The organism is Leuconostoc gelidum subsp. gelidum KCTC 3527 (assembly GCF_000166715.1).
In the GTDB taxonomy this organism is placed as follows: Bacteria; Bacillota; Bacilli; order Lactobacillales; family Lactobacillaceae; genus Leuconostoc; species Leuconostoc gelidum.
Genome location: NZ_AEMI01000006.1, coordinates 13,557 through 31,074, shown reverse-complemented (window position 1 = coordinate 31,074; position 17,518 = coordinate 13,557). Strand labels below are relative to the sequence as shown.

The following is a 17,518-nucleotide window of genomic DNA, read 5'->3' as shown; positions in this document are numbered from 1 at the left end:
ATGATAACGTGAGTTTTAAATCTTCTGAATGGATTAACTTGAATTTCGTCATAAAAAGCCATTTAAGTGTAAAAGAAATAGCAATCGGTAAAATAATGAACGTTAACAACACACTAATTATCGCTGTCAAGGATTTATCAGATATACTGTACGCTGTCAAAGGTCCAATCAAACCGGAAAAACCAAATCCTGCTGAAAATGGTGTGCCCTTAATGTCCAGAATAGTAGCAACCATCCCCATTATCATGGCCCCAGTAGTCGTTGGTATAAACAATTTAGGTTTTGTCAACATATTAGCCATTTGAATTTTAGGGGAGCCAATAAAGTGTGCTAAAGTTGCCCCAATAGGGTTAACTCGTGATCCCATTGCTGCCAAAGTAAAACTAGCAACAACAATTCCAGCGTTCGCTGCGCCTGAGCCAACACCTGTTAAATTAATTGCCATAGCAATACCCACCGAAGATAACGGAGATACAATTAGGAAAGCAAAAATACCACCTAATAAGGCACCTAATAATAGCGGTGTTAAATCTGTCGCATAAGCAACAGCTTCACCAATTAAAGTTTGCACTTGGCGCAAAGGGCCTAAAGTTATTAAACCAATCCCACCAGCAACCAATAACACAAATAAAGGCTGTAGTAACATTTTTAAATGGCCAAATATATTTGTCGTTGTTTTTACTAACGCCGTAGCAAGCGTGGCTATTAATAAAATATTTAAAATGACCCCAGTACCACTGATCAACATGCCTGTTTTGGTTTATGTCACCACACCAGAAGAGACAAACATTGCCAACGCTATTGATCCAGAGTCTATAGCTGATAACTTAAAAATTTGTCCAACAGAAAAACCCGCTACAATCGGCAAGGTACTCTGTATCAGAGTTGTCATGAATCCAATTTTTGTTGCAACAGGCGTACCCGTAAACAACAAAAGCAGTTGACTAACCAATGCACTTGGAATTAAGGTAATAACAATCCCCAGACTTGTACCATTTAAAACATCTACAATAAATTTTTTAATATGTGCGCCATTACTTTTCTGATTCATTTTTGTTGCATGCATTATCGTACTAGTCATATTTTTTACCTTAATTATGTATGCGCAGATGCGCGTTAGTAATAAATTGCGTATCTCTAGTAACCTGAGATGTTTGTTGACACTTAACCAGTCAAACATTGCATGAGATCGACTACTCTTTGTTTCTTAATAATATCTCGTTTTTCATAGATTCATAAGCATACTAGTCAAGCTTATTATCAGTCATATACTGTGTTAATCGCGTCATTGCTTCTTGCAAATTTGCCAGTGAAGCCGCATAGCTTAACCGAATGTAACCTTCTCCTCCAGGACCAAATGAAGCACCCGGAATGACTGCTAATTTACTTTTATGCGCTAAATCACGTGAAAATTCAAAATCATCTTGGATATAACCTGTCGGAATTTTCGCAAAAATATAAAACGCACCATCTGGTTTAGGTATTTGAAAGCCAAGTGCTGTCATTGTTTTGTAGATAAAGTCTCGTCTTGATTGGTATTCAGCTTTCATCTGCAAAGTATCTTGTCGTCCTAGATCGGTAGACAAGGCCTCAGTAGCTGCTGCCATCGCGGAGTTAGTAGCCGTCGTAATCGTAAATTGATGAATCAGACTAAACTTAGCTACTAATTCTGCTGGGCCAGCCAAAAAGCCTATACGGTATCCTGTCATTGCATGTGATTTAGAAACACCATTTAACACAACCGTTTGTTCCGGCAAATATTTAGCCATCGAAACGTGCGTTGTTTCATATGTTAATTCTGAATAAATTTCATCTGAAATAACAACAATATTTGTCTCACGCAAAACATCTGCAAGTGCCTTTACTTCTTCTTCACTATATGTCACACCCGTAGGATTTGAGGGAAAGTTCAATACAACTGCCTTAATACTGTTACCGTATTTCTGTATAGCTTCCTTGAGCATTTCCGGACTCAATACAAAATCATTTCTAGAGGTATCAATAAATACTGGTTCTCCCCCACCAACAAGCGTCACTGGTATATACAATGGAAATATTGGTGTTGGTAATAATATTTTATCTCCTTTGTTCAGCAGCGAGGTTAACACAGTATAAATGGCTTCTGTTGCGCCAACTGTAACGATGATTTCAGTTGCCGCATTGTATTTTAATTCGTACCGATTTTCTAAAAATCCAGTAATAGCTTGGCGTAATGCAAGTGTCCCATTTGAAGCAGCATAGTGAGAATCATCTTGTGTAATTGATAGTTTAGCCGCTTGTTTAATATGTTCTGGAACATTAAAATCAGGTTCACCCAATGTTAATTTTAAAATATCAGGAATACCACTCACTTCGTTATCAAATGCCCTAATGGCACTTGGCTGAACCATATCTAGATTACGGTTGAACCTCGTCAATAAAGATTTTTTTGCTTTAGGCATATTATTTTCTCCTCTTCATAGTTGGTTTCACAAAAACGCACATTCGAGATTTACCGAATGTGCGTTTGTTCTACAAACTGAACTCACTACGGTACTCGGTGAATGACCATCCGAATACCAACGTAAAATGCTCTTGGTAAACGGTGGGCTAACTAAAATACCAAAAGTAAAATTCATTTTTAATTGTATTGGCCGTACTTACCATTTGTTAAAAACCCTCAACTATTTATGAGATAATTGTAATTGTTTTTAATCCATTTGTCAATAACAAAATAATTACTGACACGAGAAGCCAGGCTATTCATTTAATATCATCGTGTTACTAATTTTTTTGAGGCAAACTGCGCCCGTTCATGATGTCATTTACAAGTAAGTCAAGCCTGACCTTTGTCTTCGCCCAATCATCGTTAGCCAATTCGTAAGCTATATTTTTTAATTCAGTCGGTAACAAGACATCACGCAAAAATTCTGGTGAAGCGACACGCTGCTTAACAGCAGTTGGATCATCGCCACGCACTTGAACACGCTCAACTAATACTTTAGGGCTGGTTACCGTAACAAAAATAATCACTGCCTGTTTCCCAAGTTCACGAGCATAGGTGATTGCACCAGCAGTGTCCAGTACAATTGTAATATATGGACTTTTTTGCCAGGCAAATTCAAGTGCCTCATATGATGAACCATATTGTGACCCTGCGTATTTCACTCGCTCTAAATAGTGTTTTGTTTCAAATGTGAGATCATCTTCGAAATAGTACGATATCCCATTGACTTCTCTATCCCGCGGTGCTCTTGTTGTGTGTGTAATAACACGTGGCATACGATAATTATCTTGTAAATATCGCGCAATTGTTGTTTTACCGACACCAGTTGCACCCGTAATTACAAATACTTTATTGTCTTTCATATATCCTAATTCCTTACCTTTTCCATTGTAACGTATCTTGTCACCCAAAGTTAGACATTGACGTCTTAAATTGTTAGAATAATAGTTATGGTTTAATTAAAATAATATGGGAGAAACTTTATGTCTATCTTTACAAGAGCATTTAAACGAGAATCTGTTAATACATATATAAAAGCCGATTCTCATATGTCACGTGTATTAACTACACGTGACTTGATTGGTCTAGGTGTTGGCACTGTGATTGGCACAGGAATTTTTATATTACCTGGTCATGAAGCTGCACAACATGCCGGCCCTGCTGTCTCCGTAGCTTTTCTAATAGCAGCAATATTTTCAGGATTATCAGGTATGGCTTTCGCTGAATTTTCATCAGCAATGCCTGTCGCTGGATCTGCTTATTCTTATGGTACCGTTATTTACGGCGAAATTATTGGTTGGTTACTTGGGTGGTCCTTAATTTTAGAGTATTTTTTGGCCGTTTCAGCTATCGCTACTGGCTTTTCTGCCTATCTCGGAAACTTATTAACAATATTTAACATTCATATGCCCAAAGCATTAATGTCTGGGCCAATGGAGGGTGGTATTATTAATCTTTTCGCCGTTTTAATCATATTACTGGTAACAATTATTTTGTCACGCGGTTTAAACGCTTCTAAAAAAATTGAAAACGGCGCTGTTATCTTAAAGGTCGCTATTCTTGTCCTATTTATTATTGGTGGTTCTTTTTTCATTAAGCACGCTAATTATGTGCCTTTTTATCCAAAGGAATTTCAATCTGGTATTGGTGGCCTTGGTGGCCTTTCTGCTGCGACAGCTAGTATTATTTTCGCTTTTCTTGGTTTTGATACGATTGCAGCACACGCTGCTGAAGTTAAAAACCCGCAAAAAACAATGGCTCGCGGTATTATCGGCACAGTTATCATTTCTGCTTTACTATATGTTTTGTTCTCAATTGTCCTAACCGGCATCGTTAACTACAAAAAACTTGGTGTTGATGATCCTGCTGCATTTGCTTTGCAAGCCATACACCAAACACAATTTGCAGTTGTTATTACTGTTGGCGCTTTAATTGGTATGTTTACTGCCATATTGGCATTAATTTATGCGTCATCTCGTTTAACCTATTCGTTCGGTCGTGACGGTTTACTGCCAAGATCGCTGGGTAAAATTTCAGCTGGATCGCATTTACCAGTAAATGCTTTAATATTGGCCGTTATTATTGAATCTATTTTTGCCGGTCTGATTCCATTAAACACTTTGGCAAGCCTAATTAACGCAGGCACGTTATTAGCTTTTATGTTTATTAACTTCGGTATTTTAATCCTACGTCATCGCAAAGATTTATCACATGATGGCTTCAAAGTACCTGGTTATCCCGTAATTCCCTTCATTGCCGGAGTTATCAGCTTAATATTATTGACACAATTACCTCCTAAAACACTTGAATTGTTTGCTATGTGGGTTATTATTGGTGTCATTTGGTATTTTGCCTATGGTATTCGTCACTCAAAATTATCGTAAAACGATATATCTTGCTTCTGATCGATAAATTAGGCTGTGTCTGTATAAAATTTAGAGCGGAACATGCCTCAATCTAGATAGTAAGCACATTATTGATCAAAAACCATGATCTGTATGAGTCATATACAGATCATGGTTTTTTTATTGTGATTCTTTTCAATAACTATTGTTATTGAAAAGAAAATACTCATTAACAAATTAAAACGCCAATCACAAATGTTTAATCTGTGATCGGCGACTTCATAAAAAAGATAGTTTATATTAATTAATTTTCTGCTGTTTCAAGCAAGCCATACTTGCCATCCTGTCGCTTATAAATAACCGAATCGGTATTAGTTTCTGCGTCTTTAAAAATAAAGAAACTGTGTGCCAACAAATCCATTTGTAGTGCTGCTTCTTCTGGTGACATTGGCTTTAAATCTACTTGCTTTGTGCGAACAATTTGCAAGGCATCATCATCCACTTCGGATGCCGGAATCTCATCATTAGAGTCAATTCCCTTAAATCCAGTTTCACGTGACTTACGGTTGATTTTAGTCTTGTACTTACGAATTTGACGTTCTAATTTTTCAGAAACCGCATCCACTGCCGCATACAAATCAGGATTTGTATCTTCCGCACGTAACACAACATAAGGTAGTACAATTGTTACTTCAACTTTACCAGAATTATCTGATTTATAGGTGCGTAAGTTAACGTTAGCACTCGATTTTTCTTCGATGTAACGATTCAACTTTGTCAAACGCTTCTCCACATATTCACGAAGTGCGTCAGTCACTGCAATATTTTCGCCACGTACATTATAATCTAGCATAATTAATTCCTCCATTGAGTTACTATATTCATTATACCATACGTGTAAGCGTTTTCTGTCAAAATATTCATTTTTCCATAATCATCGAGATAAAGATATACTTTTCACATTTTTAGCGCCACATTCGTACAACAAATCTGCGGCATGATATAGGGTATTTCCAGTGGTATAAACGTCATCAACCAATAAAATTTCTTTTCCTTCTAAAGACACCTGTTCTATCAGCATGAATGGTTGTTTTCTCATCATTCGTATTTTCCGATTAAACTGTGACTGATGAGACTTTTGACCTGCAGACACTTTAAGAAGTTGTTCGTACTGTATGCCCTCAATTAGTCCAGTTGTTTGATTAAATCCTCGTGTTACCATCGTGTGATCACTCACTGGGATTGGTACGATGATATCAGCATTCAAAATATTAATTTTTTGACTGAGCACACAATTAAAAATGACACGTAAATCGTAATCGCCATTAAATTTATATTGTTGCATAAATTGACGCATAGCATCATTATATTGATACAAAGCTGTATGATTTAATAACTTTTTTCCTTTTTGTTGCCAACGATAGCAATCATGACATAATTGGTTATTTGTTTGTTGTCTACCACATCCTAAACATCCCACTGTAATTACCCTAAAAGTTAATTCGCATGTTGAACATAATTTTTTTTTTGATTTCTGATGACATTAAATGTTTGTAATAATGATAATTTATTATTGCTATTATTTTGACATAGATGACAGCTCATACTCGACCTCCTAACCGTCGACCTCGTTTATTCATTTGCCTAATTTGTCGCTGTGCAGCCATTACTTTAAAATTTGTATGTTGGATATAGGCTTTCACTAAGCCAGTTGGGCGATCTTTATTTCGACCCACACGACCAGCAATTTGAACCAAGGCATTTTCACTAAATATTTTTTCATCAGCACCTAAAATCAAAACATCTATGCCAGGAAACGTCACGCCACGTTCTAAAATGGTGGTGGTCACAAGATATTGAATCATTTGGTCTCTCATATTTTGAACCTTTTCTTGTCTTTTCGGGTCACCAGCATATACATGATCTCCAAACATGTCTGGAAAATCTTTTTTTATATTTTGGTATACACTTACTAAATCTGATACTTTTGGCACAAAAATTAAAAATCTTCTCTTTGTTTGACTAAATTGTTTAATCTGTCGCAAAAATTTTAATGGTAATTTTTTTCGCCAAGGACCGACAATTGCTGTTTTTAAAACTGGCAATAAATGTTGATGGAACCGTAAAGGTAAATAGGAGGTTGTTAGTGACTGCCGTTTTACTTGTTGTTGCAATGTCTTTGTTGGCGTTGCGCTAAGATAAATCACCGCACTATTTATTTTTCGAGCATTTTTTACCGCATGTGCTAACATTTGATCCCCAGCATACGGAAAACTATCAACCTCATCAACAATTAATAAATCAAATGCTGATTTAAAACGCAACATTTGATGTGTTGTGGCTAAAACAAGTGGTGTATAGCGATACTCTTCAGTTTGTGCGCCATGTAAAACGACTTTGTCAGTTTGTGAAAAAGCCTGTTGTAACCGTGGTGTTAATTCAAGGATAACATCAACTCGCGGTGAAACAATAGCGATACGATATTGTTGTGACAAGGCTTGGTGAATAACTGGAAATAACATTTCAGTTTTACCTGCACCAGTCACTGCCCAAACAAGATGTTCACGTTGCCGTGATAATGTCTCAAGTAATTCATCACTAACTACTTTTTGTTGTTGTGTTAATTGTCCATTCCAAGATAAAATATCGTTACCATCAAAATGATTAGGTTCGGGAAAAGAAAGAAGGACATCAAGCGAACTCACTCGCCCTAACGCTAAACAAGCTCGACAATAAAAATGATCATTTGGTAATTTACCATGAACATTCTGACCACATCGTTGACAAACATTGCCTATAAATGCAGCTGAAGATATGATGTTTTCTGGTACTTTATTTGCTTTTGCGTGAACAAGTTGTCGACCATAATATGATTTCATACTGTATAATACGATTTATGGCTAACTATATCACAATCGCCCCAAATAATTTTTTTTGGGAACAAAATATTAAAAAATCACGCTTTATTTTAAATATCGCTCGTATTACTTCAGAAGATAATGCCCGTTTATTTATTGATCAAATATCTAAAACACATGACAAGGCAAATCATAACGTCTTCGCCTACACACTTGGTGAGAATAATCAAATTAAACGCTATTCGGACAACGGCGAACCTAGTGGTACAGCTGGTATTCCTATGCTAGAAGTGCTACAAAAAAATGAATTACATGATGTTGTCGCAGTCGTGACACGCTACTTTGGTGGTGTTAAATTAGGCGCTGGTGGTTTAATACGCGCTTACGCCGGAACAGTAGCTGATGGTGTTAGAGCTGCTGGATTAGTTTCACGGTTGACTCGTTTAAAAGTAACTATTACAGTAAATTACAAAAGTGCAGATATGCTCACCTACTGGCTAACTAGCCACGATTACCAAGTTATGAACACCCAATACGATACGGCTGTCCATATTATCGTGCCCGTATCAACTGATACTATTCCTAAATTTCAAGTAACCTTAAATGATTTACTTGCTGGACAAGTAACATTTGAAATTGGTGAAGAAACTTTCTTTGAATTTCCAGTTAAATAGGCTATAATTGAATAGTTATGATCTGCTAGTGTAATGGATCGCACACAAGATTCCGGTTCTTGAGATCCGGGTTCGACTCCCGGGTGGATCATTATTTAATAAAAAGCCGCTAAACCTTTTAAGCTAAGGGTTTAGCGGCTTTTTACGTATGACATAAATTGAATGAATCATAGAAAAAATAAGTAAAAATTACAAATCTTCTGTATCTATAGTCATTGCTGCTGGTTCTGGTGACACAACATTGTGTCCTGTATTTGTCGCAATTTGTTCAAAGAGTATGCCTTCACGTAACCCACTTTGTGAAAAAATAACTTGCTGACCTTCAGTAAACAGAAGCAACTCAACTAAAGGTAGCAACCCCCCAACAATAATATCACCGCGTTCCTTCGCAAGCCCCGGCATTTTTTTGCGTTCTTCAAGATCTTTTTTTAAGATATTTTGATAAATCAACGCAACTTCACCAACATTTAAATGATAACCGTGAACTGCCATTCCTTGAATTTTTTCTTTTTTTCGACTGATTTTTGCTAACGTACGATTACTACCACCAAGTGCAATCAAAGGCATATTAATTGATTCACGAAGCCATGATATGTCGCCAAATAGTTGTCTTAAGGCAACTATTGCTGAAAATAATGCACCAGCTGATATATGATCTTTTTCCAAATAACTTTCTGAGATGTTAACCGCACCAACTGGTAAACTGACAGCGTGCACTGCCTGCTTGTTACGAACCAAAATTAACTCTGATGATGCACCCCCGGTATCTAAAATCAAAGCATCATTAATCGGGAATGTATTGATAACACCAACAAAGTCAAAATGTGCCTCTTCTTCACCGGTTAACACATTTAGTTCAAAACCCATTTCTTTCTTAAATGCAATCAAAAATTCAGCTTGATTGCTTGCTTGTCGCACCGCAGCTGTCGCAACGGCATGTATCTCTACTTTATCATTATCGTAAACTTTTAAAGCTTGTTTGAATTTATTCAAAGCCGTCAAAGTACGTGCAACTGCTTCGGGTTGCAGTACTTTATCCGGCCCCATACCAGTTGATAGACGGACCATTTCTTGAAATCTTGCTAAAACTTCGTAAGAACCATCATGATGATAACGACTAACCGTCATCCGTACTGAATTAGATCCCAAATCAATCACTGCAATGACTGTCATTCTTCGCCTCCATACTCTTCATTAATAAACGGATTGTTCAACGGTTCAAATCTTTGCTTTGTTGCCGCTAGTTGTTCTTGTTTCATTTGATTATTTTGCTGTACTAAAATATCTTTTGTAAACATTTCTTGTGCATCAAGAGCCATAACACCTCGGCGATCTTTCTTCTCAAAACTACCATTTTGTTGTAACACACGTGTTTTAACATTGTCATGCCACATAGTTTGAAAAATAGATAATACTTTGTCACGTAAGCGATCATTTTTGAGTGGGAAAAGTAGTTCAACGCGTCTATCCAAATTACGAGTCATTAAGTCAGCTGATGACAAGTAAACTTTGGGATTGCCGTCATTTTCAAAGCTGTAAATACGGCTATGCTCCAAGAATCGGCCAACAATCGAATGTACTTCAATTGTTTCACTAACCTCTGGTATCCCAACTTTCAACATAGTAATTCCTCGAATAATTAATGATACCTTAACTCCCGCTTGACTAGCTTGATACAAATGTCTTATCATACGTTCATCTGATAATGAGTTAAACTTCATCTTAATACCAGCAGCTTTACCTGCCTTTGCATTCGCAATTTCATTATCAATTTGTTCATAAATAAATTCACGGATACCATCCGGCGACATATGTAATTGATGAAAATAACCTGGGTCTGAGTAGCCAGTTAAAATATTAAAGATCGATGCAACATCTGCGCCTAATTCTGAATCACTGGTTAATAGTCCTAAATCTGTATAAAAATTAGCTGTTACGTCATTATAATTACCAGTTCCCAAATGGACATATCGTCGAATTGTATCATCTTCTCGCCGTACAACTAAGACAACTTTTGCATGAGTTTTTAATCCTCGCAACCCATAAACTACGTGTACACCTTGTCGCTCTAGTTCTCGTGCCCAATGCACATTATTTTCTTCATCAAAGCGGGCTTTAATTTCAACTAAAACTGTGACTTGTTTTCCACGTTGTGCAGCTTCACCTAACGCTTTAACAATAGGAGATTTACCGGATACACGGTACAATGTCATTTTAATGGCGAGTACTTGATCATCTTTTGCAGCAGTTTGAATAAATTCAATCACTGGTTTAAAAGAGTCATAAGGATGATGTAATAAATAATCTTGATGCTTAATGCTATTAAACAATTTATCTGGTGCTAAATTTGGATTGTTATAACCTTTAAATGGTGGAAACTTTAGATCTGGTGCATGAATAAATTTCAGCCACACATTCAAAAATGTTAAATCAATTGGCCCATTAACCATATATGCACGAGACTCATCAACATGTAGTAACTTGATTAATTTTATCCGTAATGATGAACTTGTTGTTCGCGAAAAAATTACCCGAATAATGCGACCACGTTCTCGTTCTTGCAATTTAGATTGTACATCTTGAAGAATATTTGGCGTATCCTCATCATCCGCTATATCTAATTCCATATCTCGAATAACATGAAATACCGTTGATTCTCTAATGACATAACCTGGAAATAAAGAAGGCAAAAACAGCTGAACAATATCTTCAATTAAAATATACTGATTCTTCTCTGGTAATGCTATGACACGGCCAGAAGTTTCAGGTACTTGCAATACAGCAATATACTTTTCTATCTTATCTTCGGATTTTTTAAGACGCACACCTATATTTAATGTGTCGTTTGCTAAAAAAGGAAATGGTCGTGTTGTGTCAACTGCCATTGGTGTTAAAACCGGCAATAATTCTTGATCAAAAAAGCGTTTCAAAAATTGTATTTGATTGGCCGTTAAATCGTCGGCATGTAATATTTCAAAGCCTTCACGTCTCAGTGCAGGTAATAAACTACGAGTTAACACTTGATATTGTTTTTTAATTTGTTCTCCGGCAACCTTTGAAATTTCATCTAATTGCTTTGTTGGTGTCAAACCAGCTGCATCTACTCTATCGTGTCCAATCATGACCTGTTGTTGTAAACTAGCAACACGAACCATGAACCATTCATCCATATTTTTTTGCGTGATTGCCAAAAAATTTGCACGCTCAAATAATGGATTTTGAACATCTCGTGCTTCTTCTAACACCCGATCATTAAATGCTAACCAACTGATTTCACGATTGACATAATATTTTGCACGTTTAAAATCAACCATTAGCCTCTTCTCCTTTGTCGTTTCAACACAATGGGCAAGCCAAATACTGTTTCAAAAAATTTTGCTTTTTGAGCAAATACATAGATTTCGAGTTGTAAATCAACAATTGTCTGCCCTATAATGGTAATCTGATCATCAGCGATAGATACTGATAATTTACTGATTTTTTGCAGGCGACTGTCATCCAAAGCATCGGCCAACCGTAATAAGGATGCTAGCTTTGCAATACGCAATCGTTGTTGTGGTGAAAAATCCTGCACTGTACGTAAGGCATTATCTGGTGTCTCGGCACTGTGATATCTAGCTATGGCTGCAATCATGCGTTGCTCGGAGGTAGATAGGCCATGAAAATCAATACCTTCAAGAATTTCTTCTGAATACTGATAGTGTTTCTGAGAATTAATAAAACCACCGACATCATGTACTAAAGCCGCAACCCCCAATAATAACCGATCACGTTTATTCAAATGATGAATTTTTTTCAAACGATCAAACAACTGTCTGGCATAAACCAACACAATTTCACGATGCTTTTCTTCCACCATGTAACGATCAGCAATACCACGTGCAGCAGTAATAATGTCATCTTCAGCATGATTATCAGTGACTGACAAACCATCTAATACAGTTAAATCACTAATTTGTAAGGTATTGACACCAACTGCGACCATAACATTCATTAATAGTAACATCTCTGTCAATGCAAAGGGTACGTCATTTAAATTAACAGCGTACTTCTCAATAATTGCCTGATCATTCATACTTGCTAAATCATCAATGACATTTTGCAACTGATCTTTTGACACAACAATCCAGTGCTGATTTTCTGGTAAAAATATATTCTGCGCTGAGTCGGCACCCAGTAAGATTAAAGTTTCAGTATGTTTAAATGGTGGCAACATATGCCAAAAATCCGCTAATTTACTGCTAATAAACTCACCCGCCAAAGCTTTTTCCTGTGCAACTTCAACTGACATAGCATTAATTGATTGTGCTAGTTTAACTGGTCCTACGGATGAGTGTTGAGAAAATTCAAAACGATTTTTCTCAAAATATCCCAAATCAATGCGACCTGAACTCATGCCAAGTACAAAGGCATTTTTTTCAATTAACGATGTATGCTGGATACCCTGTGCATGACGGACAGCAAGTTGTCGATAATAACTTTCTTGATTACCGTTTAACCAATTAATGCTAAGACCAGTTATACTTTCAATTTGGTCTGCAAAATATACTGCATTTTTAACTTGTGATAATGCTTCACTACCAAATAATCGTATATCACGAACACCATAGTCGCGTAATAATTGTCGAAAACGTTGCACTTGATCTAATATGCGTCGCATAATTTCGATTGAAAACGTCGGTGTATTAATATCACTTTCACTAAATTCTCGAGTAACATTTTCAATTTTGTTCCCAGTTTTAGTATCGATAATTTGTAATGCAGCTGTGCTGGAATTCAGTAATACGATGCCCTCTAATTTCGCCATATTCACCTTTACCTCTAACGTATACGCTACCCTAAGTTTATCATACATATAACTTTACGAACTTATAAATCCAGTAAAGAATTAATTTTATAATATATTTTAATTCAATCCTGATACTTAAACGAACAAGTTTTTTCGTGATCATTAATAATACCTATCCCTTGTAAATATGAATAAACAATTACAGGACCTAAAAATTTAAATCCTCTTTTCTTCATATCCTTCGCAATAGTTTGAGATAAGGCATTTTGTGCCGGCACATCTTGATTGGTTATAACCTGGTTATCTATTATTTTATTGTTAGTAAATTGCCATATGTAATTCGAAAAACTATTAAATTCACCTTGCACCTGTTTTATGGCACGTGCATTATTAATTGTTGCCATAATTTTTAAACCATTTCTAATAATATTAGGGTTTGTTTTTAGATCTAGGGCATTTCCCTCTGTCATTTGACTCACTTGTACAATGTCAAAATTATGAAAAGCTAATTTCAATCCTGGTCTTTTTTTTAGTGAAATTTCCCAACTCAATCCTGCTTGAAAAACTTCCAATGTCAATAACTCAAATAACAGCCGATCATCCCCCCGCAATGGTTGCCCCCACTCCTGATCATGATATTTTGTCATATCATCAGTAACTTCATACTTGGCAACCCATTGACAACGAATTATCTTTTTTGTAACCATCTCAATACCCTTTTCATTGGGTCCGTCTTCCCCTCATTACATCCCATATGCCAATATATCACATGCGCTATTGCTGCCAGACTAATAGTTGTTCCCACATTTAACCACATTTTCTTATTACGCATACAACAGACCCTTCAATATTTTATGTACTAAAAAATCATCCCAAAATGGCATGATTTTTGTCATTAATTAAATTACTTGTTTTGAATAGTTTCACGAGCGGCAGCTGATAAGTTATAGAATGAATGAATACCCTTATACTTAGCAGTTGTATCCAACAATTCTTCAATACGGATTAATTGGTTGTACTTAGCGATACGATCAGTACGTGACAATGAACCAGTCTTGATTTGACCTGCGTTTGTAGCAACAACCAAGTCAGAAATTGTTGTGTCTTCTGTCTCACCTGAACGGTGAGAAACGATAGCTGTGTAACCAGCTTCTTTAGCCATTTCGATCGCTTCAAAAGTTTCTGTCAAAGTACCAATTTGGTTAACCTTGATCAAGATTGAGTTAGCAGCGCCCATGTTGATACCCTTTTCAAGGTATTGTGTGTTAGTAACGAAAAAGTCATCACCAACCAATTGTACTTTCTTACCCAATTCTGCAGTAATTGTAGCCCAGTCTTCCCATTCGTTTTCATCGATAGGATCTTCGATTGAGATGATTGGGTAACGGTCTGCCAAGTCTTCAAGGTACTTGATGAATTCTGGTGTTGTGAATTCGTCACCAGTTGACCAACGTAACTTGTATGTCTTTGTTTCTGCATCATACAATTCTGATGAGGCAACATCGACAGCAATAGCAATATCTTGACCAGGCTTGTAACCAGCAGCTTCGATCGCGCGGATCAAATACTTCAAGGGTTCTTCATTATCAGCGAAATCAGGTGCAAATCCACCTTCATCACCAACTGAAGTTGCCTTACCATCTGCTTCTAATAACTTCTTCAAAGCGTGGAAAGTTTCTGAACCGTAACGAATTGCTTCCTTAACCGTAGGTGCACCTACGGGCATAATCATAAATTCTTGGAAATCAACCTTGTTAGCTGAATGAGCGCCACCATTGATAACATTCATCATAGGTGTTGGCAATACGTATGAGTTTGCACCACCCAAGTATGAGAACAATGGTACACCTAATTCATCAGCAGCAGCACGGGCTGCTGCAATTGAAACAGCTAAAATAGCGTTTGCGCCTAATTTACCCTTATTTTCTGTACCGTCGAGTTCGATCATAGCTTGATCGATTGCACGTTGGTCAGTTACATCAAACTTACCAACCAAAGCTTTAGCGATAGCATCGTTAACATTGGCAACAGCCTTTGTTGTACCCTTACCGCCAAAACGTGACTTGTCGCCATCACGCAATTCAACAGCTTCGTGTTCACCAGTCGAGGCACCAGAAGGTACCATTCCACGACCAAAGCCGCCTAATTCTGTGATAACTTCAGCTTCAAGTGTAGGGTTTCCACGTGAGTCAAGGACTTCGCGTGCGATAATATCAGTAATTAAAGACATATGTCTAATTCTCCTTTGGTTTATGGTTTTATACCATGTATATTATATCACAGGGAGATGACCGAAACACAATTTGTGTTCCAATTATTTTATGATGACTTAAAAATTGCCGTATGCATGGCTTTTTTAAAGCGATATTGCATTTGTTCAAAACGACGTGTTGTAAATTCTAAATTTTCGTTATCAATACCCAAAAGTTGTCGTACTGTTTGTTTAAATTCAGGCGTTTTAGCAATTTCTGTTGTACTTAACATGTCCCGTAAGACACATAATTGTTCTGGATTATATGTATCTGTTCCCAAGTTAAACAGATTTCCTGAATCATCACTATTTTCCGAAATAATTGTTTTTTCAAAATCTGATTTTGCTGTATAGTATGATCTCACTAAGTCTGTTGCATGGTTTGATAACGCTGTAATAAAGTAAGTTGAAAATTTAGCACGTGGTTTGACTGTATCAAACTTATTAACACAATTTATCAGTATTGCTAAACCATCTGAATACCAATCGTCTGCCGTGATACGACTACTAATCTTTCGACGATGCACATCGTACATTGCACCACGTAAATGTTTAATTAGTACATTATATGCCAACTCATGTCCGTTTTGCGCAGCACGAACAACTGCTACCAATCTATCTGTCCTCAATTGCCTTCTCCCACTATAATTAGTGCTCAAAGTCATTTTACCTGTAAAATGTTACAAATAAAAAAACTTCGCACACTGTTTATAATGGATTACGAGAGCTAAATCCCTGATACATTAACAAACTTGCAGCTACACTGGCATTTAAACTTTGAACATGCCCAGTCATTGGAATGGTTAACATACTATCTACCTTCTTTTTTAGTAACGGTGAAATACCTTTTCCCTCGTTTCCAATAATCAAAGCAGTGGCCCCTTTCGCATCCCAGCGTCGATAATCTTCACCAGCCATATCTGTCCCAAACACCCAAATACCACGATCCTTTAGTTCGCTAACTGTATTAACTAAGTTAGTTACACGAGCCACTGGCACATGCTCAATTGCACCAGTTGAAATTTTAGCCACTGTTGCGGTTAACTGTACTGCACGCCGCTTTGGAATGATAATCCCATGTACACCAGCGGCATCAGCAGTTCTTAAAATTGACCCCAAATTATGTGGATCCTCAATACCATCTAAAATTAAGAAAAAAGGTTCTGACTCGTGTTTTTTAGCATTTTCAAATAAGTCATCAATCGTTGCATAGTTAAATGCTGCAACACTCAAAACAACCCCTTGATGATTTCCACCATCCGTTAGTTCGTCTAATTTTGATTTTGGTGCTTGTTGAATTACTAATCCTTTTTTCTTAGCGAGTTGGGTTACTTCATTACGTATTTTGTCCTGTAGTCCTGTTTGAAGCCATACTTTATTAATTTCCTGTGTTCCTTTTAAGGCTTCAACACTGGCATAATGGCCATATACAAACTCTGTTTGATCCGGTATTTGTTGTTCTTGCTTCATTTGCTCGTTCTCCCTGATTCTACTTGTTCAAAAACCCATTTCATCAATTCACTAATGCGCTCAGGTTGCCCTGACAAATGCAAAAATCCAAATAATGCCTCGATACCAGTTGATATACGATATGTCACCACATCTGTATTTTTCGCTTTTGTGTGTGATTTTGCGTTTCGACCACGTTTGAAATAAATCAATTCATTGTCTGTTAGTAGACTATCTGCTATCATACACGCAAACAACGCTGCATGTGCTTTAGCTGAAACATAATGTTTACTGCGTTTTTGCAAGTCATTAACTTTTGTTAAACCTAGCGAGAGCAAGTGCTGTCGCACTTCAAGTTCGTAAATTGCATCACCAATATATGCTAACGATAATCCATTCATTTGTTCATATTGTAAATTTTGCATATCTTTATTATACGCGAGATTTGAAATGCACGTATAAGTTTCGTGTGTGTTCTGCAGAACTATTTTAGTGTAAATGAAAAAAGGAATTATGCCTATACTTTTGGCCTAATTGGTTGCGTTTTTGGCCCAATTGGTTTTTTACCATCATTTTCGTCAAATTTTTATGATATTAATTACTTTTTGTTATAACATACACAAAGTGTTCAAAAAATAGTGGCCGCCAAGCATTAGATTTTTAATCT

Annotated in this window: 15 protein-coding genes and 1 pseudogene; 2 read left to right on the top strand and 14 right to left on the bottom strand. The window is 36.7% G+C overall.

What is annotated here, in order from left to right; genetic code table 11:
- The 3 genes and pseudogenes from EUI_RS09995 to EUI_RS0102005 form a co-directional block, all read right to left on the bottom strand.
- Nucleotides 1–1,051 (bottom strand): annotated as a pseudogene (locus tag EUI_RS09995) (PTS transporter subunit IIC); the annotation flags it as partial.
- Between the two features lie 193 nt (nt 1,052–1,244).
- A complete protein-coding gene (locus tag EUI_RS0102010; RefSeq protein WP_010015707.1) occupies nt 1,245–2,441 on the bottom strand; it encodes an aminotransferase class I/II-fold pyridoxal phosphate-dependent enzyme in 1,197 nt (398 codons plus the stop codon).
- A gap of 322 nt (nt 2,442–2,763) precedes the next feature.
- Nucleotides 2,764–3,348, bottom strand: a complete 585-nt coding sequence (locus EUI_RS0102005) for a nucleoside/nucleotide kinase family protein (protein WP_010015706.1) — start codon at nt 3,346–3,348, stop codon at nt 2,764–2,766.
- Nucleotides 3,349–3,468: 120 nt separating this feature from the next.
- On the opposite strand from EUI_RS0102005, the gene EUI_RS0102000 reads away from it, so the two are divergent.
- Nucleotides 3,469–4,869 (top strand): APC family permease, encoded by a 1,401-nt coding sequence (locus tag EUI_RS0102000; protein ID WP_010015705.1) that lies wholly within the window; start codon nt 3,469–3,471, stop codon nt 4,867–4,869.
- A 265-nt stretch (nt 4,870–5,134) separates the two neighbouring features.
- Here the strand turns inward: EUI_RS0102000 and hpf are convergent, their stop codons facing one another.
- The 3 genes from hpf to EUI_RS0101980 all read right to left on the bottom strand — a co-directional run bounded on the left by hpf (nt 5,135) and on the right by EUI_RS0101980 (nt 7,709).
- Entirely contained in the window at nt 5,135–5,683 is a 549-nt protein-coding gene (hpf, locus tag EUI_RS0101995; protein WP_010015703.1) for a ribosome hibernation-promoting factor, HPF/YfiA family, read from the bottom strand.
- 81 nt (nt 5,684–5,764) lie between these two features.
- On the bottom strand, nt 5,765–6,175 hold the full coding sequence (locus tag EUI_RS10720; RefSeq protein ID WP_224156179.1) for a ComF family protein: 411 nt from the start codon (nt 6,173–6,175) through the stop codon (nt 5,765–5,767).
- Nucleotides 6,176–6,431: 256 nt separating this feature from the next.
- Nucleotides 6,432–7,709, bottom strand: a complete 1,278-nt coding sequence (locus EUI_RS0101980) for a DEAD/DEAH box helicase (protein ID WP_010015698.1) — start codon at nt 7,707–7,709, stop codon at nt 6,432–6,434.
- 17 nt (nt 7,710–7,726) lie between these two features.
- Between EUI_RS0101980 and EUI_RS0101975 the strand changes: the two genes are divergently transcribed.
- Complete coding sequence (locus tag EUI_RS0101975; protein WP_010015697.1) at nt 7,727–8,362, top strand: YigZ family protein; 636 nt, start codon at nt 7,727–7,729, stop codon at nt 8,360–8,362.
- Between the two features lie 189 nt (nt 8,363–8,551).
- On the opposite strand, the gene EUI_RS0101970 is transcribed toward EUI_RS0101975, so the two are convergent.
- From EUI_RS0101970 to EUI_RS0101930, 8 genes are all read right to left on the bottom strand, one after another.
- Entirely contained in the window at nt 8,552–9,535 is a 984-nt protein-coding gene (locus tag EUI_RS0101970; protein WP_010015696.1) for a Ppx/GppA family phosphatase, read from the bottom strand.
- On the bottom strand, nt 9,532–11,676 hold the full coding sequence (locus EUI_RS0101965; protein WP_010015695.1) for an RNA degradosome polyphosphate kinase: 2,145 nt from the start codon (nt 11,674–11,676) through the stop codon (nt 9,532–9,534). Before EUI_RS0101965 ends, EUI_RS0101970 begins: the two co-directional genes overlap by 4 nt.
- The gene (locus EUI_RS0101960; RefSeq protein ID WP_010015694.1) at nt 11,676–13,169 is read right to left on the bottom strand and encodes a Ppx/GppA phosphatase family protein; all 1,494 of its coding nucleotides are present in this window, start codon (nt 13,167–13,169) and stop codon (nt 11,676–11,678) included. Before EUI_RS0101960 ends, EUI_RS0101965 begins: the two co-directional genes overlap by 1 nt.
- Nucleotides 13,170–13,273: 104 nt before the next feature.
- Nucleotides 13,274–13,858 carry a DNA-3-methyladenine glycosylase I gene (locus EUI_RS0101955; protein WP_010015692.1) on the bottom strand — a complete coding sequence of 195 codons (585 nt, stop codon included), beginning with the start codon at nt 13,856–13,858 and terminating at the stop codon, nt 13,274–13,276.
- A 197-nt stretch (nt 13,859–14,055) separates the two neighbouring features.
- Nucleotides 14,056–15,381, bottom strand: coding sequence for a phosphopyruvate hydratase (gene eno, locus EUI_RS0101945; RefSeq protein ID WP_010015690.1), 1,326 nt, complete (start codon nt 15,379–15,381; stop codon nt 14,056–14,058).
- Between the two features lie 89 nt (nt 15,382–15,470).
- Nucleotides 15,471–16,031: a sigma factor gene (locus EUI_RS0101940; protein ID WP_014947695.1), complete on the bottom strand. Its 561-nt coding sequence runs from the start codon at nt 16,029–16,031 to the stop codon at nt 15,471–15,473.
- A 79-nt stretch (nt 16,032–16,110) separates the two neighbouring features.
- A complete protein-coding gene (gene rlmB, locus EUI_RS0101935) occupies nt 16,111–16,872 on the bottom strand; it encodes a 23S rRNA (guanosine(2251)-2'-O)-methyltransferase RlmB (protein ID WP_010015688.1) in 762 nt (253 codons plus the stop codon).
- Entirely contained in the window at nt 16,869–17,276 is a 408-nt protein-coding gene (locus EUI_RS0101930) for a Mini-ribonuclease 3 (protein WP_010015687.1), read from the bottom strand. The genes rlmB and EUI_RS0101930 overlap by 4 nt, the downstream gene beginning before the upstream one ends.
- Nucleotides 17,277–17,518 lie beyond the last annotated feature (242 nt).